Source organism: Methylophaga sp. F-2 (genome assembly GCF_056859315.1).
In genome coordinates this window covers 185,973-211,307 of record NZ_JBSXOF010000021.1, presented here as the reverse complement: position 1 = coordinate 211,307, position 25,335 = coordinate 185,973, and the positions used below count along the sequence as shown (strand labels likewise).

Here is a 25,335-nt window from a genome sequence, read left to right as displayed (position 1 = left end):
CCTATCAATATATTGGATTGAGGGCATTTCGAGACCGACGATTACGATTAAAAAAACGAGAGTGGGAAGCAGCGAATAAAAAAATACAGTTGTTGATGCAGGTGCCAGTTTATGACTAGATTATTTGTGGGGATCCGTCAGGGGCAGCCAACTTGATTTAATCAATAGGGATATAAGCCCAACGTTAGCTATCAAAGGAAATAACACATGGAAGTGAAATCTAAACTTTTTGCAACTTTCTTAATCCTGATTTCAGGGTGCAGCCAGTCAAGTGCTAATGACCCTGAGTTTTTCGGTGCCAATTTTTCATTATCAAGCTGCGTACAAAATGCTGGGAATGCCGATGCTCTTGATGATTTCATGACGAATAAAATGAAAATAAAAGCGCCACTGTCTCCTGAGTTATCCAAGTATTTTCTGAATGGTTCAAATGGTAAGGTATGGTCATTTAGCTCACCACATGGCAACTATGCTGTCGCATACCGAGATGATGGCGTTTGTACTGTTTTTATTAAAGAGACGGATGTTTCCAAATACATTTCTCACATGAATGATAGTCTCAAGCGTATATCTGAAAAGTCAGGCTGGACGGTTTCTACTGACAGTATTCCAATGTTTGCAGGAGAAAAAGAACTAAAAACATATCAATTCACGGTGGTGTTACCTGATAAAAAAGTAAGGGTTGTTATGAGTGCCATCACACAAGTAGTGGGTAATTTTCAGGTGGCTTTCAGTACTAACCTACTATCAGACTGAGAATCAATAGGGTCAGAGTGCTTGATTTTATGTTCAACAACATCCTCTTTGCTGGTGAATAGTAGCGATGAGGAAAAATAACGTAATAACATCAGTGAATTAATATCTGTACATTTCCAATGAAACCCTATACTGTGTACCCAGCTCGAAAGTAAGACTTTTATTTATACTCTCCATCTCGTTGTTTTATTCGTAATTCCCCGTCCTGAAGTTTCTAGATTCCAGCTCGTTTTCACGCTATTCACGCCTCTAGAGGCATTTTTATATTCAAAATTCAGGTAATTATTATGTCAAACACAGTTAATGGAACAGTTAAGTGGTTCAACGAAGCAAAAGGTTTCGGTTTTATCGAACAAGAGTCTGGAGCAGACGTATTTGCCCATTTCAGTGCTATTGCTAGCTCAGGTTTCAAAACCCTAGCAGAAGGCCAGAAAGTTGAGTTCACTGTGACTCAGGGTGCAAAAGGACCACAAGCTGAGAACATCGTAGCCGTATAAGCTCGTTCTCGGTCATAAAAAAGGGCAAGTCCGCAAGGATTTGCCCTTTTTTTTTGAAGTTTATATGGCGTTTGTGATCAATTACTTCTGCGTATAGCTATCAAACCGGGCGATGTACTCTTCGAGATTTTGATTGAGCATTTCGGCATAACGCTGAGTGAAGTATTCGATGGCAGCTTGTTTTTCTGCTTGCAGGTTTTCTGCATTTTCAACAGAACGGGCGACGCTAAAGGCATTAAAACGGGCAGCTGAAAATAGCACTGCTGTATTGACGTCTTCTACCGAGCTCTCCGCTGCTTGTTCATTGGCAATAGCAACGAATTCATCTACACGTTCTTGAAATGTTTTGCTTGAATTTTCACTCATTCTTTTTCTCTCATTGGTTTCATTGATTTGAAATAACTCGTCAGTAGCTAGGGTTTTAATTGTTATATCTGAGCTAATTGAACGCCGGTCATCATAGCAGATAGAAAACATGATAAAACCTCTGCCGTTATAGGGATAACCTGTCCTGTCCAACTAATTGCAAGCGTTCATGAGTATCAAGCAGACAGAGGCTTTGATACATTATCTATTATGGGATGGCTTTTCCAACACAAGGCCATTAAGTGAAACAATTAAGGGAGCATCTGTTGCCCGAACTAAAAATAGTAGGCTTGTTTCTCGTGACGGCTTTGGCAGAAATTATTGGCTGTTACCTGCCATACCTTTGGCTACGTGAGGGAAAATCCATTTGGCTGCTGGTGCCTGCTGCACTCAGTCTTTCTTTGTTTGCCTGGTTGTTGTCTTTGCATCCAACGGCAGCCGGCCGAGTCTACGCCGCTTATGGTGGGGTATATATTTTTATGGCTATTTTATGGTTATGGGCCGTAGAAGGTATTCGACCTACAGTATGGGACATGGTTGGTTCAGGCGTCGCATTGCTGGGTATGGCGATTATTATGTTTGCACCACGTAGTTCTTAGTGAATACTGACTTTAAACTGGCTTGCTTGATGGAAAAAATGTTCCGTCAGCAGGTATTGGTAATGTTATGAGTAATCTTGATGAAATGTTCCGTTTTTATAGCCACAAGTGCTGATGGATATATTGCTAATCTGGGTAGTGATAAACTTTTATTTGGTTTTATAGGCCATCAAATTAAGCTTAAGCATGCACAGGCTAAAGTCGTTGCCAATGATTTTGTCCAAGTTCAGTATGACGTTGATTATTCATAAACCTTTGGAATAAAAATGTGAACACAATAACCACTATTCTTTTAGTTGATGGTCACTGCTTATTTCGAGAGGCAATAAAAAAACTCATCTCGTCATGGCCAGAATATGAGGTGGTAGGTGAAGCGGAAAATAGCGAGCAGGCCCTTAGAATATTGGGAAAAATGAGTGTTGATATCGTTTTAACGGATATTGATCTTGCCACGGAATCTGGTTTCTCTTTCATTAAAGCGTGTTCGACGCATGAACACGATCAGAAACTGGCGATACTCACTCGTGAACTGCACCCTGAGTATATTCGAGAGGCGGTTCGTCAGAATGTAGCGGGTTACATTACCCATCATCTTACTGCCTTAGACATGCGAAAAGGCTTAGCTACGATTTGTTCTGGGAAAACATTTATTGATGCTTTTGCTTGTCAGGCGCTGGCGGACGATCCATTTAGAGAGTGTATAACGGATCGGGAGTGTGAGGTCTTAACGCTGTTGGGGCAAGGTCAATGTAATGCCTCTATTGCCCGCCATTTGGGAATAACAGAAAAAACGGTGAAATCCCATGTAAGTCGCATGTTAGATAAACTCAACATGACCAGTCGTGTTCAGTTAGCCGTGTATGCCCAAAGCACATCTTTACTGGATTCTATTGCCTCACCATCATTAAATGTGAGGTGACTATTGTATTTGTCAGTAGCTTGATAGATATGTCATCCGCCTTTAGACCGATGTCGTATAACATTATTTCCGTCAGGATAGCCCATATCCTGCTTAAAGCGTGATGTTGGTTTTTATCTGATAGGAGAAATGGGGATGTTGTTATTGTTTGGTCTTTTGACTGCACTGAGCTTTGGAGTGGCAGATTTTCTTGCTGGGCTAGTGGGGAAAAAGATATCGCCTTTGACATTAACACTGTACTCACAAGCGATTGGTTCTGTGATCATAACTGGTCTGGCACTCTTGCTTGGTGGTGTACCTGTTTTTTCTGACTTAGCTTGGGGGGCGGCAGCTGGCTGCGTATTAGGGACAGGGTTTATTCTCTATTACAAAGCACTATCGGCTGGAAGAATGGGTGTTGTTGCTGCCGTGACAGGGGTCGGAACGGCGATTATTCCTTTCAGTGTTGGTTTATTACTGGGAGAGCAGCCTTCCACTATAGCTTTGGTTGGGATTATGTTGGTTATTCTCTCTATTGCTCTGGTGAGCACCGGCAATAAGAGCGAACCAGGTAGTGAGAAAGACGTTGATGAAAACGTCATATCGCCCTCATTATTTTCAAGATATCGCTTTCAACGTGGCTTTTTAGTGTGTCATAGAGATGTGATTCAGGCAGCGGTGGCCGGATTATGGCTTGGTTTCTTCTTTGTGTTTCTTGGACAAGCTCAAACAACGTCTCCACTGTGGCCTGCAGCATCAGCTACCGTTTTCTCAGCGCTGAGTGTGGCTGTTTTTATTCCATTTCTAAAGCCAGATTGGGGCTTTTCTAAAAAAATTCGCTGGGTCATCGTTGCTGTCGGTATTTGCCAGACCTTAGGCACGCTTACTTTTGTTGTGGCCGCTAACTTAGGGATGCTCTCAGTCGCTGGTGTTGCAGGTGCTTTATCTCCAGTACCTACCGCTATCCTGGCTTTTTTGGTTTTAAAAGAACAACCAAGTTGGGTCCAAGTGGTAGGTATACTCGCCGCACTCTCTGGTGTGGTGATGATGAATGCATAAAAACGATGCCAGTTTTATGTGATTGTGATTGGAGTTACATGGTAGCTGTGACCATCGTGAAAAATATCGGGACAGGCATAAACATGACTATTCTTCGGATATGTAATTATGGGGGTAGGTTCGGTAATTGCAGCCGGTGCTAAGGTAATTAAGCTCTAGATATTCTGAGCAATTCGCCACAACACCCCACTAGGATCATGCACAACAAAATCCAGCATCCCCCTGGGCTGTTCGCTGACAGCTGACATTTTCACGTCATATTTGTCAGCTATCCCAGCTTCGGTGATGTGTTGATGCCAAGACTGAACGTCTTCCACGAGCAGATGCATCATCAAGTTTTCAGCCAGCGTTTGGTTATAGAAATTTTGTAGAAAAAGCTACAGTGGCCGTGATAAAAATAGGCGACACCTTCGACCGTAAAGCATTCGTTTTGAAGCAGGTCAATAAATCGTCCAGTACATCCACACCCCACATCCAGTGCTTTGCCTTTGTTTTCAACAAAACGGATGGCATGTTGATGAGCCTCAATGCCGTTATTTCTATCGAATTCTTCACGCTCCCAAAGGTGGGTGATCGTGTCATAGGCTTTGCCGATATCTTCTGGTGTCATGAGTTACCCAGCCAATTTAAAGCTTATTCGCTTTCGTATATTCTTCCACGAATTCATTGATGAGAAATTCGACATCCTCATTCAATTCATCAACGTCAGAGATATCTTTGACATAACGCCCCCAGACAAAACCACTTTTACTGAAACACTTGCCATAAACGGTATAAAACATCTTTCGGCTGAAATCGAGATATAAAAGATATTCACCAGCATGCTGCTCAACACGCAAAAAGAGCTGAGCATCATCACGTGGACTTTGCTGAATATTGGCCTGGGATAATTGATTATCAATAATGGCCTCAAACTCGCCCTGATCCACACCATCCGGTTCAACGGTATACACCACATACACTTGCTGTGGATTCGTTATTTCCAGACCCGTACCGGTTTTTGCCATCACAAGAGAAGTCTGCAAAATGAGACTCACCAAGAACAGAAGAGGCAGCCAGCGTTGGATGGTGTAGTTAGTCATATAGGCTCTCAACATCAAGTTTTTTTACTGAGTTAATAGTTGATTTTGATAATAACAGAGCCTGTCACTCTTGCGTTTTAAAACATTGATTTAGCATTGCGTTATCAATTATTCCGATTCTGTTATCTGTCCTGTTACATCGATATATATATCTATAAGCTATCGGCTCTCCATAAGAATTGAGTGGTTGTTTTTTATGAATACTGTATGGATGTCGGCATTAAGAGTATCCATCATATACGTGATTATTGGAGTGATATGGATAATTACGTCTGACAAGGCTCTTTCATATTTTTTTGTTGATAAACAAAGCATTATTGAGTTGCAAACCTTTAAGGGTTGGTTTTTCATCATCGCAACGGGTTTTATTCTTTTCTGGCTTGTTTATCACCAGTTGAAGAATATGAATGAGGCTGAAGAGCGTTTACGCTATGCGCTGAATGCTTCTGGTGATGGCGTTTGGGACTGGGATGTGCCTTCAAGCAAGGTGTGGTACTCCAAGCAGCTGCAAACAATGCTTGGCTATGCCGATGGGGAATTCAGTAACAGCCTTGATGAGTGGGCGAGTCGTGTTCATCCGGATGATCTGGCGTTGGTGATGGAAGATTTACAGCGTCACCTTGATGGTAAAACAGATTGTTATATCAATGAGCACCGCATACGCTGTAAAAATGGTCATTACAAGTGGGTTCGTGATAGTGGACTGGTGATTACTCGTGATGAACACGGGAAGCCTATACGCCTTGTCGGCACACACGCTGACATAACCGCCCGTAAAGAAGCAGATGAAAAACTCAAGCTGGCCAACACGGTATTTACCCATGCTTATGAAGGGATTCTAGTCACTGATACTGATAATAAGATTATCGAAGTCAATGACGCTTTCACTAGAATCACGGGCTACGGCAGAGAAGATGTTATCGGCAAGAGCCCTAAACTCCTTCAGTCAGGTAAACATTCTCCAACGTTCTATGAAGAGATGTGGCATTCAATTAAGACGGAAGGCTATTGGTCTGGTGAAGTATCAAACAGACACAAAAATGGACAGCCATTTATAGAAATGCTGACGATCAGTGAAATCCGTGATGCAGATGGTAACGCCGTTAACTATGTGGCCTTGTTTTCAGACATCACGCATATTCGTGCACAACAGATAGCACTTGAGCGACTGGCAAGTTATGACCCATTAACCTCACTTCCTAACCGTATCTTACTGGCTGATCGTCTCAAGCAATCCATGGCACATTGCCAACGTCATCAACAATTATTGGCGGTGGCCTTTATTGATTTAGATGGCTTCAAGCAGGTCAATGACACATATGGTCATGAAGTCGGCGATAAGCTTCTGGTCACTATTTCTAATCGTATGAAAGCGTCGTTACGAGAGGGCGATACCCTTGCAAGGATTGGTGGGGATGAATTTATCGCCGTACTCACCGAGCTGAATGTGTTTGAAGACTGTGAATCAGTGATTGAGCGTCTATTAACGGCATCCTCTGAGCCGATTTCTATTGATGATAAAACTTTTTCAGTGTCTGCCAGTATCGGGGTGACGTTATTTCCAGAAGACAGTGTGGATGCCGACATTCTCATGCGTCACGCTGATCATGCTATGTATACAGCTAAGCAGTTGGGTAAAAATCGCTATCACCTATTTGATGTGAATCAGGATGATGCCATCAGATCACATAGAAAACAGTTGTTGCATATCGAACGAGCTTTGGAAAACGATGAATTTGTCATGCACTTCCAACCCATCGTCAATATGAGAACGGGCTCGGTGATTGGTTTAGAGGCTCTACTTCGCTGGCAGTCACCTAAGGAAGGCTTGTTGCCACCAGGTGCGTTTTTGCCCTACATAGAAAACAATCCTATCAGTGTTAATTTGGGTGAATGGGTTATCCATGCAGTCTTGAAACAAATCAGCCAGTGGCAAGCTGAGCAGGCCACTATGCCAGATATGATCAGTATTAATATTTCAGCTCTACAGATTGAGCAGACTAATTTTGCTGATAGATTAGCCTCTCTGCTGAAAGCTTATCCTGAAGTAGACCCGCATAAAATTGAACTGGAAATTTTAGAAACCAGTGCCTTAGAAGACATCCAGAATGTATCAAATACAATGAATGCCTGCGCCCAGCTTGGTGTGAAATTCGCAATTGATGATTTTGGGACAGGCTATTCATCACTGACATACCTCAAGCATTTACCAGCGGAAATCATCAAAATAGATCAAAGCTTTGTACGTGACATGCTGATTGACGAAGATGATCTGGCTATTGTGAAAGGCGTTATCGGCCTGGCAAATGCCTTCCAGCGCGGTGTAATAGCAGAAGGTGTTGAGTCTGCCGAACATGGAAAAGCGTTATTAGAGCTGGGCTGTGAGTTAGCCCAGGGCTTTGGTATTGCCAAACCGATGCCAGCAGAGCTGGTACCCGAATGGATAGCGGGTTGGAAACCACAGTGGTAAGGTTGTTTAGACGAATGAGTACTGTTTGATTTACCAGCTTAGCTTCGGATCGATACATTGATAGATCTGGCCCAAACTCTGTTTAGTATCGAGTAGCTCATGGGCCAGTCTCGCCACTTCTTTTCGGTGAATTAAACCATGGACTTCTTGATGTTGTGAGAGCTGGCCGGTGTGAGTGATATCACCGTCTTTCAGACCGCCAGGACGCAGAATGGTGTAATCAAGCGTACTGGTTTGTAGCCAGGACTCCGCCAGTGATTTCTCTCTTGCGGCTGCCCCAAAGCCTTGTTTAGAACGTTCGGACAAATACTGCCATGAGTCGCCACAACCCAGTGATGTCACCAATAGAAAGCGTTTAATACCGTGGGTTTCCAATGCATTAATCAAGTAGCGATGACCGATATAATCCACCGGTACATCGGCTCGGTAACTGCCCATCGTTGAGACGACCCAAGCCTCTTTTGGCAGGTTGGAAACCGTTTGTTCTACCTGCGATTGAATCGTGGCATCACAACTTAGCGACTGTAATTTCAGTTCAGCTAATCGTGGATTTTTAGACGGATCTCTGACTACAGCTATTACTTGAAGACCTTGATCATGAAAATACTCCACCATGGCAGCGCCTAAACCACTGGCGGCACCGAAGATAACAACCGTTTGCATACTTTCTCCTAGTCTGAACAGGTGATCAGTGTCTATTTATTACGGAAGAAATACCAGTGACCCTGGCGTATCAATCCGGTAGAAATAATATAGAAAAAGTCATGATCACTTAACAATCTCGGCATCAGCCAAGCTGAAGGCGCCTTGGATTAAAACAGAAAATAAATATGTTGGTGTTAAGCGAGAGTGATCAAGAAAACAATACTAGATTTAACATCATCAGGAGTAGGTATGAGAGAAAGACTGACAGTGCTGGTACTGGCATGTATGACATTGATAGCTGTGAGTCATAATGTGTTTGCCGAATCGCAGAAAGAGAGAAACCTGAATGGGTTTTGGGTGGAAACATCAGGTAGAGGGGTATTAGCGATTGATGGCGATATGGCGACTTTTTCTACAACGGGTGATTTGAAGGCAGATGATCGATATCAGGTCGAGCTTAACGGCAATGAATTCACATTGTTGCGGAGCAAAAACAGCAGCACATTTAATAAAGCAATGACCGCCACTATTGACTGGAACGAGCCAGTGCTGAGTTTCAATAATAATCGCTATAGATTTATTCCTGCACCAGAAATCAAAGCCGCTGAGCTGGATGGTTATTGGGCTGAAGAAACCAAAAAAGGGAATACGCTGGAAATACGGGCAATGCAGTATAAAAATCAGGCGAGTCGCTATGATTTCTATTGGTGGAAGGTCAATACCGGCTATGCCAGTTATCAACACGGTGTCGATAAGGATGTACCGTTAAACATCGTCAATGGCTTTGTTTTTACGAACCCTAACTTGTCTGATGCCTACCGTCATTACGCGATAAAACGTGAGGGCGATACGATTTATTATGTCGATAGTAATGGTGCAAGGTGGTCAGAAACAAAAACCAAGACACTCAGAGACTATCAACCACCCAAAGGTTTCAGAGATATGACGGCGGTGGTCAATCAATACCAGTGATCTTTTCCTCGGGTTGATTTGAACGGTATTTGTTATCGATGTTGAAATAAGCAATGGGTCAAGATTTTTGAGTCAGTGGTTTAATTCGACACTTTAACCTTCATCAATACATCTGCGAGCATTTCACCTTACAGTTGTCTTAACAGGGCGTTCACAAGACAGTAGGTGAAATATCGGTATGAATGATCCGAGCGAAGCATCTGACAACGAGCAATCGTTTAAGTCAGATCAGAGTCAGATAAATCAGGTTGCTGATGAACAGCCTGTAAACAGGTCATCCAAACGGCTTCTACGTGGCTGGTTACTTTTTGCTCTGTTAATAGTGTTGCTTGTTCTGCTAACTGTTCGTGACGACTTACGACAAAATGCCATTGAAAGTGGTGAAAATACGATTAATTACATCGCATTCGAACTGTTCGGTTGGTCGCCCCGAGATTTATTCATTTGGCGTTTACGGGTGGCAGGATTATTAGATAGCCCACTAGGCCAACGCTGGATACATGCTGTTGATCATGCCAGTGATAGGCCAATACAAGCAGGAAACCAATATCACACCAATGACACTTTTGAAGAAGATAAAGTTGAAGCGCATATCTATCAGGTGACGCTAGAGCGAGGAGAAAAGCTGGTGTGGCAACTTGCACGACTGGATACGGCTGATAGTCGTTTATATGCCAGCCTGGAACGACGCAAAAAAAAGGACAAAGAATGGACTACTGTCACCGATCTTGATGCTAATGGCGACACCAAGAGTCGTGTTATTTCAATAGCAGGGGATTATCGCATTGTGCTGCAACCCGAGTTATTCGCCAAAGTCGACTATTCCTTAGCCATGGCTACTGGCGGTTCATTACTTTTCCCGGTAGATGGGGCAAAGCAGCGTGATATTGGCAGCATCTTTGGTGATCCGCGTGATGGTGGTGCCAGGAAACATCACGGCGTTGATATCTTTGCCAAAAAGGGCACACCGATTACGGCTGTCATTGATGGGGTTGCCCGAACTGACACGGGTGGGTTGGGAGGTAAACATATCTGGTTATCAGGTGGGATGTTTGGTTTAGGCAGTGCCCGGTATTACTACGCTCATCTGGATGAGTTTGCTGTCGAATCAGGTGATAAAGTTAAAAAAGGTGAGGTTATCGGCTATGTGGGTAACACGGGTAATGCCAGAACCACACCGCCTCATCTTCACTTTGGGATTTACGCTGGTGGCCCTGTTGATCCTGAGCCGTTTTTGAAGCCTGAGCCAGAATTGCCTGCAAGCTGAGCATCGTCTAAACAATATAGATTTCATTATTTTTAGATGAGCGAGCAATAAGAACCAAAGTCCTGAGTTAAATGCATCAGGACTTTGAACCAGATATCTTTTTGAATACGCCATCGGCGCATAAAACAGCAGTGCTGGTGTTGGACTGGCAAAGAAACAAACGTTTTTACAGCCCAATGCTATTTAACTTAGGGGCAGCTGATATTGCCATTGGTTTCAATTGAGCCGGTAACGGTATAGAAACTATTATTGAAATGACATTTGACGTGGTTTGAAGTATTACCTGTGCCAGAGAGGTTATTAACCGTCACGCTGCCAGCGAAAAAATATGTATACCACCTGCTCACTGAGGAGGTGCCTCCCATATTCAGCGTGTTGTTTGAAAAGTCGATATTGGCGTTATTACCGATAAAGGCTGTGGCCTGACCATTTCCGCCATTGGCGATAATGTTGATAGTGTTATTGCGTATGGAGACATTACGGCTATTATCAATCGCTAAACCGCTGGCAGTAGATTCACTATCACTAACCGTGGTAAATGTGTTATTTAGAATATTGACATTTTCTTTGCCCTCTATCTGAACTATCTTTGCTGAAGATGAACTGGTTATTTTGGCATCGATACCGATAAGACTGCTGTTATCTGCCATATCAAAAAACCGCTTTCCGCCACCAAGGCCGCCATTACTGCCTGAGCCAGAGATACTGGCTGATGGCGTAGTAATGTTCACGCTTCTACCAGAAGGGGTTTTGACCCTGAGGTTTGCAGCTCCCAAAATCTGCTGGCCTGGCTGTACTATCGCCAGGGTGTTTACCCCGGTGTAATCACCGTTCAGGATGACGGTAGCATTGTCACCCGCGTTCGCAATGGCGGTACTGAAATTACTGGCATTAACATTGTTATCAAACAGCACAATGCGTTTGCCATCGGCGGTTTCGCGAATCACCTCGGGCGCACCGTAGCTGCCTCCCTGGCTGACCACATCGACATCACGGACAACAGGATCTGTCATTCGTTGTTCCATGGCTGTCAGCGCCCGACTTGTTTTAGCCTTTGTACCGCCTAAAGGGATGCTGAGTCGCAACATAGCAAAACGCTGACTGCCACGCGGATCGTCATGCTGGTATTCCAGCCCCAGCGACAAACGCGAACCTCTCGATAAGAAAGGCAACGCATTGAACTTCATTTCCAGTCGAGCGCGTGGTCCCTGGATGGTGTCTGCCTGGCTGTCGGTAAAACGGTAGCCACCGGCATAGACGCGTAGTTGTTTGTCGTCTTCGAGTGAAAATACCGGTATACGCCAACCGATTTCAGCATCGTAGCCGCTCATGGAGCGTTCTTCACCGGCGCGGTAGGTGATGGTCGTGCCGGAAAAATCCGCAGTGCCTAAACTCTCTTCAAAGTAGCTGGTTTTCCCCACGGGGATATAGGCATTGGCGCGTAAATCCCAGTCCATCGACAGGGCTTCAAAACCCAGGGTCACTTGGTTGAAGAAATTGTCATACGGGCTTTTACGACGGTCAAAATAGCCATAACCACCGAGATTCCAGCCATTGTTCAGCATGTGCCGAAGACCGACACCGATGTTGCCTTCGTAACTGTCATCGTTATCCATTCGGCCGCGCAGATTGGCAAACAGTAGGCTGTCATTGCTTTGCCAAAGCGGGACCAGTAAATCTGCTTCACCCAGGCTGCGTTCATTACCGAGTTTGCCTTCGAAGTCGATGCGTGGCTGCCACTTTTCCGTTGAGGGTGCTGTTTCAGCCTGGACCGTTGAGCTAGCGGCAAGGCTGGCAGTGAGCATGAGAGAAAGCAGTGTTTTGTTCATCAATGTTCCTTACTTCTAAGTTTTCATTGTTACTGGCTGAACATGAACATTGAGACTGTGGAGAGTTGCATCCATGTCTTTAGCCGTGCATTATCGGGTATGTAATGCAGCATATTTTTGCTTTTTCGCCGAAAATACTGACAGAGTTTTGACAAATCAAAGATTTTCCAGAACAAAAAAGTTGTTATTCGGTTAGAACAAACGGTTTAACAATCTGGCTGGAATGGTTTTGCTTGTTAAAGCGAAAATTCAGACATGCATATTAGGTAAAGACACAACGCGGTGATAGTCACTGATTAGTGACACTTTTGACAATTAACTATAGAAACACACATGGAAGACGCTCAAAAACAAGCCATTCATCAACTTTGGGATGATATGGCGGCTAGCAGTGCATCTCGCTCATTGGAAATGCTGGATACCACACTGCAAAGACTGGCCGAACTGGTCGGTGCCCAACAAGCCTATTGGATAGGCTCGTTAAGAATTGACGCTATCGCTGAAAACGACCCTGCCTCTGGCTGGCGAGCGCGCCATAATTATTACCTGCATCATACCGCCGAACGTGAAGCTGTTCGCAAAGAACATTATCGTAGGCTTGATAGTGGTCAGGTTGATCCCAGTATTCTTGCTAACCTTAAGAATGCCGGCACATTCAGAATCAATATTAAACATGAGATGGTGCCACCAGAGTGGTTTGAGTCGGAGATTTATAAAAAGCTGTTTGTGCCATTTGATATTCGTGATGTGATCTTTGTTGCCACACCGATTAGCCCTGATGTGGAATCATGGATGATATTTGAACGTGGAGGTAAAGACTGGGTGAATTTTGGTAAAGCAGAGCGCCAGTTATTGGATTATGCCGTGCGTCCGACAAAGTGGTTCCAAAAACAAGTCACATTGCATTATGGAATTTATCTCGCTGAAGAGAAGCTTACACCATCAGAGCGTCGAGTACTGACAGGCTTGTTGACGAATAAAACTGAGAATGAGATCGCGGACGAGTTGGGTTTGAGTCAAAGTACGGTTCACACATATTGCGTTCGTATTTGTCGCAAATTTGGTGTGCGTGGTCGCAATGGGCTTATTTCATTGTGGCTTGGCGAAACGCAAGAATAAATTCTCTATGTAAGAAAAGTAACTGAGCATATTATTCTGCTTGAAACGCCGCTGAAGCACGAGCTCGTCAGGCATCATGAGAACTGAAAAATCGCTCAGGATTAGAACGCCACAATCTAGGTAATGACAGATTTGCCCTGGATGGTAAATTTAGTTATAGGTTTTTCTAGTCCAAAATTAACCCTCAAAGATCCAATTTATAGTGTGTCCTTATGGTTGCTTGTCATCATGGTTTTATGCAGGTTAGTGACGAAGCGGATATTTGTATATAGGGTATCCATTCTGAACTTTCGCAGTGATAAGGACGCGTATGCAAAAGATACTGACATGGTTAGGACGACGAGAAATCGCTTTTTGGATCGTGTTGTTGCTGATATCTGGCTCAATGTGGTTGTTTATGGAAGTGGCCGATGAGGTGACAGAGGGCGAAACGCTCGCCATGGATGAAAAGATTCTGCTGTCATTGCGTAACCCCGATAATCCTGAAGATCTGCTTGGGCCTCCCTGGCTGGAGCAAGTCGGTAAGGACATCACAGCATTGGGTGGAAACACCGTTCTCACCTTACTCAGTGTCTGGGTGATGATTTTTTTATTACTGATTCATAAACGTAAACTGGCTCTTGTTGTGCTGCTGGCTACCGGCGGTGCATTACTTGCCAGCTTTATGCTGAAAAGTGGTTTTGATCGTGCCCGACCTGATTTGGTCACGCATGCGACTTTGGTTTATACATCAAGCTTTCCCAGTGGGCACTCTATGTTGTCAGCCAGTACTTACCTCACACTCGGTGCCTTGCTTGCACAGTTCCAAACAAGTTGGCGAGTGAAATTGCTGATCATCTGTACCTCCGTGTTACTGACCTTACTGGTGGGTATCAGCCGAGTCTATTTAGGCGTGCATTGGCCGACTGATGTGGTGGCCGGCTGGACGGTTGGCTCGGCGTGGGCCCTGATGTGTTGGTATCTGTCACGTCAGTTTGTTAATGAAAAAATCGACAGTGAACCAGTGAGTCATCACATTGATTAACTCGACTAGCTACCAGTTGCTGGCACGAATGGGCTATGCCGCGAGAGGCATTATTTATCTCACTATTGGAGCATTGGCATTTCTATCCGTGCTTGGTTTTGGGGATGAGGAAGCCAGTAGCAAAGGCGCTATTCTTAATTTAAAGCATCAGCCATTTGGTAAGGCATTATTAGTGATGCTTGTTGTCGGATTGCTGGGCTACGTTATTTGGCGTTTTACTCAAGGCATCAAAGATACGGATGAACACGGCCATTCGTGGAAGGGCATGCTGATACGAACGGGGTTGATCGTCAGTGCCATCACTCACAGCATACTTTGCTATTGGACGGTCACCTTACTGCTTACAGATAAAGATGATTCTTCAGGTAAGGCTGCGTCTTATAACCTAACGGAATATTTGGGATCAGAGATCACCGCCATACTCTTTGGTCTTATTGGTGTGGTTTTGGTCGGTGTAGGGATTGCCCACTTTATTAAAGGGTTTACAGCTCGGTTTGAGAAATACATGGCGATGCCAGACACGCACTATGGCTGGATTATAAAAGTCTGTCAGTTTGGCTTAATTTCAAGAGGGGTGGTTTGGTGCATTATTGGCTGGATTATTCTGCGTTCAGCATTTATCTCTGGCACCAGTGAAAATAAAGGCATTGGCGATGCGCTTGAATGGCTACGCACAACGCCATTTGGCAGCTCGCTCACCATGATAATCGCTATCGGTTTATTTGCCTTTGGTCTTTATAGTTTGCTTGAAGCCATATATCGCCGAATCGAGAATGAAGCGACTTAAATACAGGGAATAACGTTATGCAGCATGCCTTGATTCTGATTAATCCCCATAGCCGAAATGGCAGTGAAGAGGGTTTGGAAAAAGCTATACAACTCCTGGAATCTGCTGGTATTGAAGTCTCTGCTAAAGAAACCGAAAGCGAGTCTCACTTGGTGAAGCTCATTGAAAATTATGAACGTGTCGATGGCGTGGTAGTGCTTGCTGGTGGTGATGGCACGATTAGTACGGCCCTCGAAGCGATCTACAAGTATCAACGTACCATGGCAATTCTCCCGATGGGAACAGCCAATGACTTGGCGCGATCGCTGGGGGTGTCAGAAGATTTATCCGCAGCAGCACAAGTCATTATTGACGGGAAACGTGAACGTATAAGTCTGGGCAAGGTGAATAATCACTTCTTTGTAAATGTTGCTCATATCGGGCTGGGCGTGGATGTGACGCGAGAACTGAGTTCAGACAGCAAGAAATGGTTTGGTGTGTTTGCTTATTTAGGTGCTTTTTTCAAAGCAATCAAACAAAACAAAAGCTTTAAAGTGGATATCAAAACAGATGACTGGCAATGCTCAACACGGGTAATTCATCTTGCCGTGGGCAATGGTCGATATTACGGTGGGGGTAATATTGTTGATCAGCGTTCGACCTTATTAAACGGTCAACTTCATCTGTTTTTTATCAAGCCGAGACCATGGTGGCGGTTGTTATTATTAGGGCCGAATTTACGTCTGGGGGTAAAGGACAATGAGCGCCATATCGTGCGTCAATCCGCCCAAAAATTCAGTATTCACACCTCGAAATCCAAAGAGCTGGAAGCCGATGGAGAGTCTAAAACCACCACCCCTGCCGAATTTGAAATCATCCCTGATGCGATAGATGCACTTGTCGGGGACATACCTACCGATTCTGGAGCCGATTAATATGTCGATAATACGAACAGATGCTCAGGCTGATGCCCTGGAAATTCTCAAATTAATCATACAAACTGCTGACTTCTACCGTGCGATGGGTGAGCAATTATCAGCAGAAAATATCCAACACTCGCTGTTTACTATTGCTGATGAACGCGAGACGTTTATCGAGTCATTTCAGCACATCATTAAAGAACTGGGTGACCTGCCATCGACACCAGATGCCGATAAAGAATGGATCGAAGAAATAGGCGGAAAATTAACCCAGCTTTTTGCTGACGACCCTAAACGTGCCATTGAAGATAAATGCCTTGAAAAGGACGAGATTCTCGTCAACCTTGTGAACACCACCACACTGGGCGAACACTCAAAAGATACCAAGCAACAGTTAGATGCACTCAATCAACATTTGAAAAGTTCAAAAGCACGTTTAGCTGGAGATTAAAGCAGAATGCTACAGTTTGATATTAAAACTGAACCAGAAGATGAAATATGCCGGCACTATTTTTCACCCTTTGCAAAAACTGTTGGTCTTTTAATTCTCTAAATAAAAAATGACTTTCATTAATAATCAACGTGTTACACTTGTTTAAAATCAATTATAAGGCCGCCTGTTTAATATTTATTATGAGGCCAGTGGCCTCATAAAACATGCTGTTATACGTCAAGGGCGATCCATGAAAATATGCAAGCTTTGCCAAAAGCCGAAAGAATCCTTGGAAAAATCTCATGTCATCCCCGACGCTTTTTGGCGAAAAGTTAAAGGACGCACAAAAGGAAAGAAAAACGGCCTGTACATTTCTATAAAAAATAACAATAACCAATACGGACAAGACACCTATACTGAAGAGTTACTTTGCTGGGATTGCGAACAAAAACTATCAATTAATTTAGAAAACTACGCAGCAAAACTGTGCCTGCAAAATCCAAGCAACATTGGCGTAACCATAACAAAACAAGAAAAATCCAGATGTTTTTCTGGTGTTAATTACGAAAAATTAAAATTATTTCAGCTGTCAGTACTATGGCGCGCCTCAATCAGCACGGAGAGCATATACTCCGAAATCAAATTAATCCCATCTGAAGAAGAACGACTCAGGCAGGCGTTATACGACCTTGAACCACTCAAAGAAAATGAGTACGGCTGCATCATGAGTCTTCTTTGGATTAATCATGACCAACGATCCACCCGAGAGTCAAAAGCATTCATAATTTCCCCTTATGCAGACTCAGTAGGGCAACATGATTTCTTTGTATTTGTATTCGGTGGTTTCGAGTGGCGTTTCTCACATCCATCCTGCAGCCTGAATAGCATTGATGAACAACGGGTAATCACAAGGCAGGGGACAATAAACTGCCAACTTAAAGATGTACATAGCGACCCAGTGTTGTTTCAAGCAGCTTTCAATGGTTATAAAAATCAAAAAGAGGGGCGCGGTGTTGACGCATAACAAACCCCTCAACAAAGGACGGAATCAATAGGGTCAGAGTGTTTGATTTCTGGCCTTAGATACTATTTATATGTCGATGATGGTTTGGGAGGCTTCTATGAGAAAATTCGTATTACTGGTTTCAATTTTAGTCTTTACCACAACGGCATTCGCTCACAGCGGAGGCTGTCGTAAAGACAGTCCTCCAGGAAAATGTTGCCATGCGGGTTCGAAACCTTATGACTGTCACTGAAGCATTAAGGGGATAGGCCGGTTTTTAAATCAAACACGGACCTTATTGATCTGAATGATTAGTGCCTTGATGGCGGCGTTGGTGGTTGAGGCATAATCGGTGCTTTTTCGGCATCTTTCTGTTTTTTCTCGTCAGGATCGTCTGGTTGATATGTCCCTTCTGAGGGCTTTGGCGCTTCAGGCGTTTCTTCTGCTTCTTTTTCTTCTTCATCTGAGAGCCTCATCGAAGTCGCAATAATACTCGAAAGGTTTGTTGATATTTCTGTGTCTGTTTTGTGTAGTGTCATTGTGCTATTTCCTTGAGTTAGTGAAAAAAGGACTTCTCGCTATTACAAGAGTATGGAATGACTTGTTTGATAACTTTAAGGTGAGTGAGATAGATAACCGCTAAGGCGGTATAGCTTTTGCCAAAATGATTTTATCAAATATGTAATTGATTATATGGGTGGTAAAAATAAGTCATTGCCAAACGGATTTTATTCTACCGCTACTACAAATTTACCCTAGCAAAATAAACCCTTGAAAACAATTAACTGGGTTTCCTACCAATAGATGCATGCTTTATTCAGAGTGAGGTAAATAGAGTGATTGCTTCTGTGGCTTCTATTTACATACGGGTATAAGATGAACTTACCCAAACAAAAATGCTGGGAGAGTATGTGTGAAAACTGAAACATACGTTCGTTTTAGAAGAGCTGTTTAGGCTGCCATATGTGCCAGAACGAATCAGACCAGCCAGTTTACGTTGAAAGCGTTTTAGAACAGAAAGTCAAAATGCTTTTTTCTGGCAGCATTTTTTCTATCACTATCAATGCCACGGTGGGCTTGATACTGATTATTGTTCAACTTCCTGTGATTCCCATTTCAACCTCATTAAGTTGGTATGCGGTATTGCTGATGGTTCTGATTTCACGATGCGTTTTGTTGGTTTACTGGCAGAGAGATGAGGACAAAACAGAGCGTAATCAGGCTCGCTGGATACAGTATTTTCGTTTCAGTATTTTAGTCACCGGCAGCATTTGGGGTGTAGGTGGCGTGATCCTCATGCCGCTGGATAGCATGGCTTATCAGACATTCTTATCATTCACCATTGGCGGATTGTCTTCGGGCGGTATGGCTTCACTCTCAGTTGATCGAAGGTCGGTGGTGGCTTTTGTTCTTCCGACGATGATCCCTCATATTTTGCTGCTTATTCAGGAAGGTGAACCCATCACATATGGCATGAGCGCCATGCTGTTATTGTTTTTGTTTTTTGTCTTTCTTGTGGCAAGAAAGTCAGGCGAAACGTTTATGGAAAATGCCAGGTTACGCATCAAAGCATTAGAGAGCGAATCACGCTTGAGAATGATGTTGGACTTCAGCCCGATTGCCGCATCTATTATCGATATCCGTACTCAAGAAGTGGTGTTTGCCAATAAAAGTTATGCCGCTTTAATTAACAAGAAACATCAGGAAGCTTTAGGTCTCAAGCTTCGACGTTATTACGCGAATAAAGTCGAATATGATGAGACGGTGAAGTTAATTGAGCGTGGGCAGCAGATTAACAATCAGTTAGTTGAGCTCAATGTCACTGAGAGTCAACAAACTACAAAATGGGTTCTCGCTTCCTATCTTCAAATTGAATATCACAGCAAGCAAATGATCTTGGGCTGGTTTTACGATATTACTGATAGAAAAGTCATGGAAGAACATGCGCAGCATCTCGCTCATCATGATGCTTTGACTGGATTACCAAATCGAATCTTGTTTAGAGAACGACTGCACTTGGCGATGACGATGGCTGAACGCGATAAATACGCTTTAGCGTTAATGTTTATCGATTTGGATGAGTTCAAACCTATCAACGATAGCTACGGACACGATGTCGGTGATGCGGTTTTGATTGAGTGCGCCGAACGAATCCGTTCATGTCTGCGTAAGCCTGATTCAGTCGCCAGACTTGGCGGTGATGAGTTTGTCGTTTTGCTGCATAAAGTCACTGATGAGCAGGCCGCCTTGCAAGTCGGTGAGAAAGTACTGGAAGCTTTACAAAGCTTCATGACATTTGAGGGTTTAACCGTCAGTGTCGGTGCCAGCATTGGTGTTGCACTTTACCCACTGCACAGCACGGAAGAGGATGGGCTGTTAAATTGTGCTGATTTTGCTATGTACGAAGCCAAGAGAAATGGTCGAAATAGGGTCAGGCTGTTTCAAAATGAGTATAAATAAGTCGTTTTGATGAGCGAATGAGGTTAGATTCCGCCGGATAGAATCAATTGGCAGACTTTTTGTCATGGATTATTTAAGTCTTACAACAATTTCCACTCAAACCGGTAACTAACAGGCATAATTTGCAGAATAATGTCATTGATCTCTATAGGATTCTGCTTTGTTAAGTTATCGTCATTCATACCATGCGGGTAATTTCGCGGATGTGTTAAAACATATCGTGCTGATTGAGTTGCTTCAGCACATGGTGAAAAAAGAGAAAGCCTTTAGTTATATTGATACCCATTCAGGGGCGGGGCTATATCACCTGCGTTCAGACCATGCAGAAAAACTTCAGGAATATCAGAAAGGTATTGCTAAGGTGTTTCATCTGGACTGGCCAGAGTTGGCGGCGTATCAGACGGCAGTGAATACGGTGAATGATGGCAATGATCTGACGTTTTACCCTGGCTCACCCTTATTGGCGATGCAATATTTACGTGCTCAGGATCAGGCATGGTGTTTTGAGTTGCATTCGGAAGATAGTGTATTTCTGACCAATAACCTGCGCCAATATAAGCAGGCTCGTGTTCGGCGAGAAGATGGCTTGAAAGGTTTGCTGAGTTTATTACCGCCGGAGTCACGTCGGGCATTGGTGTTGATTGACCCGTCTTATGAGATCAAATCGGATTACGATGAGGTGTTTCATACGGTCGAGAAAGCCCACAAAAAGTTTGCTACGGGTACATATGCAATCTGGTATCCGGTGGTCGACAGGTCACGTATTAACCGCCTGGATAAACAGTTGATTAATAGTGGTATCACTCATATACAACGCTATGAACTGGGTTTAGATGCTGATGCTTCCACGCGTGGTATGACTTCATCAGGCATGTATGTCATCAATCCATCCTGGCAATTGATGGAGACCATGACGGCATTACTGCCCAAATTAGTGAAAGTATTGGGTGAAAATGCAGGTGCGTTTTATCGGGCTGATACGCTGGTGGCACAGTAGTTATACAACCCGCTGACCAGAGCAGCGGGTTGTATACGGCCTGCTTTTAAAAGTCTAATTGAGCCCCTAATTTCACCGTGCGTGGCATGCCCTGAGCGATGCCATTGCTACCTGCTGAGGTCAGCCAGTAAGCTTCGTCCGTTAAGTTTTCAATATTCAGTCGGATAGTGAGTGGATGATTATTCACTTTTATTTCATAACGGCCACCTAGATCAAACAGCGTAACGGAGCCGACATACGATTGGCCGTAGGCATCCACCGGGCGTTTGCCTGTATATTGCGATCCACCCGTTACCGTGAAGTAGGTATTGGGAATGTGGTACTCGGTGTAGAGGCGTAATTGTTTTTCTGCAACGCCTTGCATATTTTGCCCTTCCATTGCTTCATCCGTGGTTTTTTTGTTGGTGGCATCCAATAACATGGCACTGGCCGATACCATCCAATCTGGCGTCAGCTTGGTTTTGGCTGATAACTCCACGCCTTCATAATGAGCTTGGCCATCCTGGCTAAAGACATTAGTGCTTGTATCTGTATAGGTGAGTCCTTTTTCCAGCTTAAATACAGCAAGATTGGCTGACCAGTTATCTTGATCGACTTTCATGCCGATCTCGTATTGCTTGCTTACCAATGGTTCAAATACTTCAAAGGCATTAACGGTCGTTGCTGGTGCAACAGCGCCTTCTTCAAAGGCCTCAATATAGCTGGCATAAATTGACATCCACTCAATCGGTCGGAAGATCGCTGCCAGTGTCGGCGTATTAGCACTTTCTTTATAGTCGCCGTATTTATCATCCAGCGTACCGCGACGAATACCTAAGATCAGATCCCATTGGTCACCCAGATGCAAGGTATCGGAAATAAAGATTTCCTTACGGGTTATGCTGGAATACTCGTTAAATTTGGCATCACTATAAGGCCGGTGTTGGACTGGCTGAATAAACTCAGTCGGATTAGATAGATTACCCGTCCCTAGTGAGTATTGGCTTAATCCCAATCCCGTACTGTTTGAAGAAATAGTACGAGTATGAGAATAACCAATATTCAAATTATGTTGGATAAAGCCTGTTTCAAAGAACCCACTAATCACATCTTGTATTTGGTGGCTTTTAAACACATTATTGTAGTTATAAAGGGTTGCTGAATAGTTGCCATCTGCATCAGAACTAATAACTGGCATCAATGGATTACGGTAGTTACTGGAGTAACCATAGGAGAGCTTGTTGTTCCAATTATCAAGAAACTGCCAGCTCAAGTCCGTGGTATAGGTTTTGTGTCCGGATTCATACCGTGTCCAATCAGGTGCGATACGTTTGTCACCATCAATGGGTTTGATAATGTCGGAGCTGGATGCTGGCAATACATAAAAATAACCGCCATAACTTTTACGGCTGGCTTCCAGTGCATTCACCTGCCATAGCAAATCTGGAGTAATTCGCCAGTCTAAAGCGATAGAAGCAGATTTTCGGTATGAGCTGCCATCTTCAATATACGTATCCCCGGCCTCACGCACCGCATTTACACGGAAACCAAACTGGTCGTCGGGCCCCCAGCGACCGCCGACATCGCCATGAACCAGAAACAAACCACTATCCATGACTTGTGTATTGAGGCTGGCAGTAAACTCATCGGTTGGACGTTTTAACACATAGTTAATAATGCCTCCTGGTGCACCAAAGCCATAAAGAAAGCCACCGGCACCTTTGAGGATTTCCACACGTTCCACATGTTCAAGTGGAAAATCTTTGGCACGGCTACGTAAATTCAAACCATCTATTTTTTGTCCTGTATCAAAGTCGGGTGTGATACCACGAATATTGAAGGAATTGTTTTCGCCGAGGAAGTTACTAGCAGAGAGACTGACTGCGGCATCAAATTTTGTCACATCAGAAATTGAGCGTGCCTGCGTGTTTTCGATGTAATCCTGAGAAAAGCTTTCTATGGTGAAAGGGGTATTTTGTAAGGTTGTTGTGCCTAAAGCACCGCTACTGACAGAACTGACTCGGTAAGCATTACTGGCCTGACCGTTTGCTACAGACTGTCCCTTAACTTCAACAGTGGGTAACTCCAGTGTCTGTCCATCGAGAGAGGCGGTGTCTTGTTCAAGTGCATAGCTATTATCTTGTTGTCTTACGGCTTTTAACCCCGTGCCTTGCAGCAGTGTGGCCAGTGCAGCATCAACAGTCATTGTGGCATTGAGCCCCTGGCTTTGTTTACCTTTTGCTAATTCAGTGGCACCCACCAGATAAATGCCCGCTCTGGCTGAAAACTGTGTCAGAGCTTTACTTAATGGACCCGCGGGGATGGAATAGTGTTGTGTAGCTTGCGTGGTTGATGTGTCAGCCAGTACGTCAGTGGTGCTGGTAGCAACAATGAATCCACTCACTATAAGCAGATGCATGGATAGAAAAAGCGGTTTGAGTTTGGGTAAAGGGGTGTGGTGTGTTTTTGGCACCATGACAGGATTCCTCTTGATTAGTCTTGAACTACTGATATGAACTGCTAAGAGCACAAAACCCGGAACCTGTTTTTGAAAATAATTTTCACATTATTGATTTTATGATTGTTTTTTAGACTTGATATTGACCCACCAAGGCAAAGGGTGGGTCACTTCAATGGGTAATACATGGCTGAGCATAGCTAAAGCCTGGTCGGTATTATTTAAAGGAAAGCTGCCATAAACTTTTAAATCCGCCACATCATCAGCTACATTGATATAGCCATGACGATGACGACTGAGCTCTGCGATGACATCTGCCAGAGGACGGTCTTCTGTTAATAAAATACCCGAAGTCCAGACCTCGCGAGCTGGGTCAGCATGATTATTCTGACTGATATGATGCTGTGTGAAATGTGTTTGCTGTCCTGCATTCACGCGTTGAGTCTGTAAGGAGCGTCGGGTTTGGATTTCAACAGCGCCCTGATATACCGCTAACTTAATGCCATTGTCAGTCTGCAATACATTAAAACGTGTGCCTAACGGTCTGAGTTGACCGTGTTGAGTACGTACCGAGAAAGGTCGATTAGGCTCTTTTGCTGTGGCAACAAACAGCTCGCCACTGACCAGTTCGACTTCACGTTGCTTTGCCGTGTAATGGATATTGATGGCAGTGTTTGAGTTGAGCCAAAGCTCAGTACCATCAGCTAAAACCAGATGTTGTTGACCAATGGCAGTCTGATAGTCGGCAGTCATTGCCATGATAGATGCAGGCATCCACTGACGTTGCCAGCTTACCCAGCTAATGAATCCCAAACCTGCCAATGTGGTAAATCCAGTCAGTAAACGCCGCCGCTGTTTTAAACGCTGATTGGCCTTACTGAGTTTCTCCGCTGTATGCCTTGGGCTGGGTGTATGCCTTAGGGTATCAAAGCTACCGCTGATATCTTCGACAAATTGCCAGGCAAAGCAATGCTCTTCATTTGCCGTTAGCCAATTTTGCCAGCGCTCTTTATCTCGTTCACTGGCATACCCATCACGAAGCAAGGCAAACCATTCGGCAGCCTGCTCCAATGTGTGATGAGATGGAAAGGCGGTGCTCATGCGTTAATACTGCTCTACACGTAAGTCAGCAGAAGTACGTGAGGCATGTAGTTTGAGACAAGCGAGCATGGATTTGGCGACATACTTTCTTACCATTCGATCTGAGACACCAAGTTCTTTGGCAGTTTCAGCATCAGTCATCTGGCAGACCACGGCTAACAGAAATGCTCTGGCTGCTTTTGTAGGTAAGCTGCTCAACATCAGACTGATTTCTTCCAGTGCCTCAAGCACGCTGGCTTGTCTTTCAGCTGAAGGGGCTGATTCTTCAGGGTAGCTTGCCAGAGTTTCTTTCCATGCACGCTCGATCTCTTGTCGTCGCCATAAATCAAAACATAAGTTTTGTGCGGTCGTTCTAAGGTATCCCCGTGCTTGAGCTATGGTATCGAAATGACGTTTCGAGGAGCTGGTAAGCAGGCGTAAAAAGGTATCCTGGGCTAAGTCTGCAGCTTCTGAAGTATTGCCAAGGCGTTGATATAACCAGCTTTGAAGCCATCCATGGTGATGAGTATAAAGCGATGTAACGTCAGCTTGGACGGGCTTTGAAACTGCCACAATGGCTCCTGTAATGAATAGTTTGATAATGAGAATCAATATCATTATATCGGTAATCAAGCTAAGCATGCAATAGCGCTATG

Annotated in this window: 27 protein-coding genes; 17 read left to right on the top strand and 10 right to left on the bottom strand. The window is 44.0% G+C overall.

Annotated elements, in window-relative coordinates:
• Positions 1–207: 207 nt before the first annotated feature.
• Positions 208–756 (top strand): NMCC_0638 family (lipo)protein, encoded by a 549-nt coding sequence (locus tag AC13DA_RS15595; RefSeq protein WP_284451475.1) that lies wholly within the window; start codon positions 208–210, stop codon positions 754–756.
• Positions 757–1,043: 287 nt separating this feature from the next.
• On the top strand, positions 1,044–1,253 hold the full coding sequence (locus AC13DA_RS15590; protein ID WP_007144101.1) for a cold-shock protein: 210 nt from the start codon (positions 1,044–1,046) through the stop codon (positions 1,251–1,253).
• A gap of 81 nt (positions 1,254–1,334) precedes the next feature.
• Here AC13DA_RS15590 and AC13DA_RS15585 read toward each other — a convergent pair whose 3' ends face one another.
• Complete coding sequence (locus AC13DA_RS15585; RefSeq protein WP_273179428.1) at positions 1,335–1,619, bottom strand: DUF3144 domain-containing protein; 285 nt, start codon at positions 1,617–1,619, stop codon at positions 1,335–1,337.
• Positions 1,620–1,885: 266 nt separating this feature from the next.
• Here AC13DA_RS15585 and AC13DA_RS15580 point away from each other — a divergent pair, with 266 nt between their 5' ends.
• The 4 genes from AC13DA_RS15580 (at position 1,886) to AC13DA_RS15565 (ending at position 4,175) form a co-directional block, all read left to right on the top strand.
• The gene (locus AC13DA_RS15580; protein ID WP_284451588.1) at positions 1,886–2,218 is read left to right on the top strand and encodes a YnfA family protein; all 333 of its coding nucleotides are present in this window, start codon (positions 1,886–1,888) and stop codon (positions 2,216–2,218) included.
• A gap of 80 nt (positions 2,219–2,298) precedes the next feature.
• Positions 2,299–2,469 (top strand): hypothetical protein, encoded by a 171-nt coding sequence (locus tag AC13DA_RS15575; RefSeq protein ID WP_284451476.1) that lies wholly within the window; start codon positions 2,299–2,301, stop codon positions 2,467–2,469.
• Positions 2,470–2,486: 17 nt separating this feature from the next.
• Positions 2,487–3,137: a LuxR C-terminal-related transcriptional regulator gene (locus tag AC13DA_RS15570; RefSeq protein ID WP_284451477.1), complete on the top strand. Its 651-nt coding sequence runs from the start codon at positions 2,487–2,489 to the stop codon at positions 3,135–3,137.
• A gap of 135 nt (positions 3,138–3,272) precedes the next feature.
• Positions 3,273–4,175: a DMT family transporter gene (locus AC13DA_RS15565; protein WP_284451478.1), complete on the top strand. Its 903-nt coding sequence runs from the start codon at positions 3,273–3,275 to the stop codon at positions 4,173–4,175.
• A 155-nt stretch (positions 4,176–4,330) separates the two neighbouring features.
• Here AC13DA_RS15565 and AC13DA_RS15560 read toward each other — a convergent pair whose 3' ends face one another.
• The 3 genes from AC13DA_RS15560 to AC13DA_RS15550 are packed head-to-tail and all read right to left on the bottom strand — an operon-like array spanning position 4,331 to position 5,257.
• Complete coding sequence (locus AC13DA_RS15560; protein ID WP_284451479.1) at positions 4,331–4,507, bottom strand: VOC family protein; 177 nt, start codon at positions 4,505–4,507, stop codon at positions 4,331–4,333.
• The gene (locus AC13DA_RS15555; RefSeq protein WP_284451480.1) at positions 4,507–4,785 is read right to left on the bottom strand and encodes a class I SAM-dependent methyltransferase; all 279 of its coding nucleotides are present in this window, start codon (positions 4,783–4,785) and stop codon (positions 4,507–4,509) included. The genes AC13DA_RS15560 and AC13DA_RS15555 overlap by 1 nt, the downstream gene beginning before the upstream one ends.
• Before the next feature lie 16 nt (positions 4,786–4,801).
• Positions 4,802–5,257 carry a hypothetical protein gene (locus AC13DA_RS15550; RefSeq protein ID WP_284451481.1) on the bottom strand — a complete coding sequence of 152 codons (456 nt, stop codon included), beginning with the start codon at positions 5,255–5,257 and terminating at the stop codon, positions 4,802–4,804.
• A 196-nt stretch (positions 5,258–5,453) separates the two neighbouring features.
• Between AC13DA_RS15550 and AC13DA_RS15545 the strand changes: the two genes are divergently transcribed.
• On the top strand, positions 5,454–7,727 hold the full coding sequence (locus tag AC13DA_RS15545; RefSeq protein ID WP_284451482.1) for a bifunctional diguanylate cyclase/phosphodiesterase: 2,274 nt from the start codon (positions 5,454–5,456) through the stop codon (positions 7,725–7,727).
• A 30-nt stretch (positions 7,728–7,757) separates the two neighbouring features.
• On the opposite strand, the gene AC13DA_RS15540 is transcribed toward AC13DA_RS15545, so the two are convergent.
• Positions 7,758–8,390, bottom strand: a complete 633-nt coding sequence (locus tag AC13DA_RS15540; protein WP_284451483.1) for an SDR family oxidoreductase — start codon at positions 8,388–8,390, stop codon at positions 7,758–7,760.
• Positions 8,391–8,621: 231 nt separating this feature from the next.
• Between AC13DA_RS15540 and AC13DA_RS15535 the strand changes: the two genes are divergently transcribed.
• Together AC13DA_RS15535 and AC13DA_RS15530 are read left to right on the top strand one after the other, a co-directional pair.
• Positions 8,622–9,344: a hypothetical protein gene (locus tag AC13DA_RS15535; RefSeq protein WP_284451484.1), complete on the top strand. Its 723-nt coding sequence runs from the start codon at positions 8,622–8,624 to the stop codon at positions 9,342–9,344.
• 178 nt (positions 9,345–9,522) lie between these two features.
• Positions 9,523–10,611 carry a M23 family metallopeptidase gene (locus AC13DA_RS15530; protein WP_284451485.1) on the top strand — a complete coding sequence of 363 codons (1,089 nt, stop codon included), beginning with the start codon at positions 9,523–9,525 and terminating at the stop codon, positions 10,609–10,611.
• A 188-nt stretch (positions 10,612–10,799) separates the two neighbouring features.
• On the opposite strand, the gene AC13DA_RS15525 is transcribed toward AC13DA_RS15530, so the two are convergent.
• Positions 10,800–12,440 carry an inverse autotransporter beta domain-containing protein gene (locus tag AC13DA_RS15525; protein WP_284451486.1) on the bottom strand — a complete coding sequence of 547 codons (1,641 nt, stop codon included), beginning with the start codon at positions 12,438–12,440 and terminating at the stop codon, positions 10,800–10,802.
• Between the two features lie 333 nt (positions 12,441–12,773).
• Here AC13DA_RS15525 and AC13DA_RS15520 point away from each other — a divergent pair, with 333 nt between their 5' ends.
• From AC13DA_RS15520 to AC13DA_RS15495, 6 genes are all read left to right on the top strand, one after another.
• Positions 12,774–13,559 carry a response regulator transcription factor gene (locus tag AC13DA_RS15520; RefSeq protein WP_284451487.1) on the top strand — a complete coding sequence of 262 codons (786 nt, stop codon included), beginning with the start codon at positions 12,774–12,776 and terminating at the stop codon, positions 13,557–13,559.
• A 310-nt stretch (positions 13,560–13,869) separates the two neighbouring features.
• Entirely contained in the window at positions 13,870–14,583 is a 714-nt protein-coding gene (locus AC13DA_RS15515) for a phosphatase PAP2 family protein (protein ID WP_284451488.1), read from the top strand.
• On the top strand, positions 14,576–15,370 hold the full coding sequence (locus tag AC13DA_RS15510) for a DUF1206 domain-containing protein (protein WP_284451489.1): 795 nt from the start codon (positions 14,576–14,578) through the stop codon (positions 15,368–15,370). The genes AC13DA_RS15515 and AC13DA_RS15510 overlap by 8 nt, the downstream gene beginning before the upstream one ends.
• A 17-nt stretch (positions 15,371–15,387) precedes the next feature.
• Positions 15,388–16,284, top strand: a complete 897-nt coding sequence (locus tag AC13DA_RS15505; protein WP_284451490.1) for a lipid kinase — start codon at positions 15,388–15,390, stop codon at positions 16,282–16,284.
• A gap of 1 nt (position 16,285) precedes the next feature.
• The gene (locus tag AC13DA_RS15500; RefSeq protein ID WP_284451491.1) at positions 16,286–16,720 is read left to right on the top strand and encodes a hypothetical protein; all 435 of its coding nucleotides are present in this window, start codon (positions 16,286–16,288) and stop codon (positions 16,718–16,720) included.
• A 232-nt stretch (positions 16,721–16,952) separates the two neighbouring features.
• A complete protein-coding gene (locus tag AC13DA_RS15495) occupies positions 16,953–17,726 on the top strand; it encodes a hypothetical protein (protein ID WP_284451492.1) in 774 nt (257 codons plus the stop codon).
• Between the two features lie 290 nt (positions 17,727–18,016).
• On the opposite strand, the gene AC13DA_RS15490 is transcribed toward AC13DA_RS15495, so the two are convergent.
• Entirely contained in the window at positions 18,017–18,244 is a 228-nt protein-coding gene (locus AC13DA_RS15490) for a hypothetical protein (protein ID WP_284451493.1), read from the bottom strand.
• 424 nt (positions 18,245–18,668) lie between these two features.
• On the opposite strand from AC13DA_RS15490, the gene AC13DA_RS15485 reads away from it, so the two are divergent.
• Positions 18,669–20,165, top strand: coding sequence for a sensor domain-containing diguanylate cyclase (locus tag AC13DA_RS15485; protein ID WP_284451494.1), 1,497 nt, complete (start codon positions 18,669–18,671; stop codon positions 20,163–20,165).
• A gap of 160 nt (positions 20,166–20,325) precedes the next feature.
• Complete coding sequence (locus AC13DA_RS15480; protein WP_284451495.1) at positions 20,326–21,162, top strand: 23S rRNA (adenine(2030)-N(6))-methyltransferase RlmJ; 837 nt, start codon at positions 20,326–20,328, stop codon at positions 21,160–21,162.
• A gap of 46 nt (positions 21,163–21,208) precedes the next feature.
• On the opposite strand, the gene AC13DA_RS15475 is transcribed toward AC13DA_RS15480, so the two are convergent.
• From AC13DA_RS15475 to AC13DA_RS15465, 3 genes are all read right to left on the bottom strand, one after another.
• Positions 21,209–23,617 carry a TonB-dependent siderophore receptor gene (locus AC13DA_RS15475; RefSeq protein WP_284451496.1) on the bottom strand — a complete coding sequence of 803 codons (2,409 nt, stop codon included), beginning with the start codon at positions 23,615–23,617 and terminating at the stop codon, positions 21,209–21,211.
• Between the two features lie 99 nt (positions 23,618–23,716).
• Positions 23,717–24,700, bottom strand: coding sequence for a FecR domain-containing protein (locus tag AC13DA_RS15470; RefSeq protein ID WP_284451497.1), 984 nt, complete (start codon positions 24,698–24,700; stop codon positions 23,717–23,719).
• A 3-nt stretch (positions 24,701–24,703) separates the two neighbouring features.
• Complete coding sequence (locus AC13DA_RS15465) at positions 24,704–25,252, bottom strand: sigma-70 family RNA polymerase sigma factor (protein ID WP_284451498.1); 549 nt, start codon at positions 25,250–25,252, stop codon at positions 24,704–24,706.
• Between the last annotated feature and the right edge of the window lie 83 nt (positions 25,253–25,335).

What these genes read in the sequence shown, in the direction of transcription:
- AC13DA_RS15595 (WP_284451475.1), top strand. Translation starts at nt 208, where the DNA reads ATGGAAGTGAAATCTAAACTTTTTGCAACTTTCTTAATCCTGATTTCA.
- AC13DA_RS15590 (WP_007144101.1), top strand. Translation starts at nt 1,044, where the DNA reads ATGTCAAACACAGTTAATGGAACAGTTAAGTGGTTCAACGAAGCAAAA.
- AC13DA_RS15585 (WP_273179428.1), bottom strand. Translation starts at nt 1,619, where the DNA reads ATGAGTGAAAATTCAAGCAAAACATTTCAAGAACGTGTAGATGAATTC.
- AC13DA_RS15575 (WP_284451476.1), top strand. Translation starts at nt 2,299, where the DNA reads ATGAAATGTTCCGTTTTTATAGCCACAAGTGCTGATGGATATATTGCT.
- AC13DA_RS15565 (WP_284451478.1), top strand. Translation starts at nt 3,273, where the DNA reads ATGTTGTTATTGTTTGGTCTTTTGACTGCACTGAGCTTTGGAGTGGCA.
- AC13DA_RS15560 (WP_284451479.1), bottom strand. Translation starts at nt 4,507, where the DNA reads ATGATGCATCTGCTCGTGGAAGACGTTCAGTCTTGGCATCAACACATC.
- AC13DA_RS15555 (WP_284451480.1), bottom strand. Translation starts at nt 4,785, where the DNA reads ATGACACCAGAAGATATCGGCAAAGCCTATGACACGATCACCCACCTT.
- AC13DA_RS15550 (WP_284451481.1), bottom strand. Translation starts at nt 5,257, where the DNA reads ATGACTAACTACACCATCCAACGCTGGCTGCCTCTTCTGTTCTTGGTG.
- AC13DA_RS15545 (WP_284451482.1), top strand. Translation starts at nt 5,454, where the DNA reads ATGAATACTGTATGGATGTCGGCATTAAGAGTATCCATCATATACGTG.
- AC13DA_RS15540 (WP_284451483.1), bottom strand. Translation starts at nt 8,390, where the DNA reads ATGCAAACGGTTGTTATCTTCGGTGCCGCCAGTGGTTTAGGCGCTGCC.
- AC13DA_RS15535 (WP_284451484.1), top strand. Translation starts at nt 8,622, where the DNA reads ATGAGAGAAAGACTGACAGTGCTGGTACTGGCATGTATGACATTGATA.
- AC13DA_RS15530 (WP_284451485.1), top strand. Translation starts at nt 9,523, where the DNA reads ATGAATGATCCGAGCGAAGCATCTGACAACGAGCAATCGTTTAAGTCA.
- AC13DA_RS15525 (WP_284451486.1), bottom strand. Translation starts at nt 12,440, where the DNA reads ATGAACAAAACACTGCTTTCTCTCATGCTCACTGCCAGCCTTGCCGCT.
- AC13DA_RS15520 (WP_284451487.1), top strand. Translation starts at nt 12,774, where the DNA reads ATGGAAGACGCTCAAAAACAAGCCATTCATCAACTTTGGGATGATATG.
- AC13DA_RS15515 (WP_284451488.1), top strand. Translation starts at nt 13,870, where the DNA reads ATGCAAAAGATACTGACATGGTTAGGACGACGAGAAATCGCTTTTTGG.
- AC13DA_RS15505 (WP_284451490.1), top strand. Translation starts at nt 15,388, where the DNA reads ATGCAGCATGCCTTGATTCTGATTAATCCCCATAGCCGAAATGGCAGT.
- AC13DA_RS15500 (WP_284451491.1), top strand. Translation starts at nt 16,286, where the DNA reads ATGTCGATAATACGAACAGATGCTCAGGCTGATGCCCTGGAAATTCTC.
- AC13DA_RS15495 (WP_284451492.1), top strand. Translation starts at nt 16,953, where the DNA reads ATGAAAATATGCAAGCTTTGCCAAAAGCCGAAAGAATCCTTGGAAAAA.
- AC13DA_RS15490 (WP_284451493.1), bottom strand. Translation starts at nt 18,244, where the DNA reads ATGACACTACACAAAACAGACACAGAAATATCAACAAACCTTTCGAGT.
- AC13DA_RS15485 (WP_284451494.1), top strand. Translation starts at nt 18,669, where the DNA reads ATGTGCCAGAACGAATCAGACCAGCCAGTTTACGTTGAAAGCGTTTTA.
- AC13DA_RS15475 (WP_284451496.1), bottom strand. Translation starts at nt 23,617, where the DNA reads ATGGTGCCAAAAACACACCACACCCCTTTACCCAAACTCAAACCGCTT.
- AC13DA_RS15470 (WP_284451497.1), bottom strand. Translation starts at nt 24,700, where the DNA reads ATGAGCACCGCCTTTCCATCTCATCACACATTGGAGCAGGCTGCCGAA.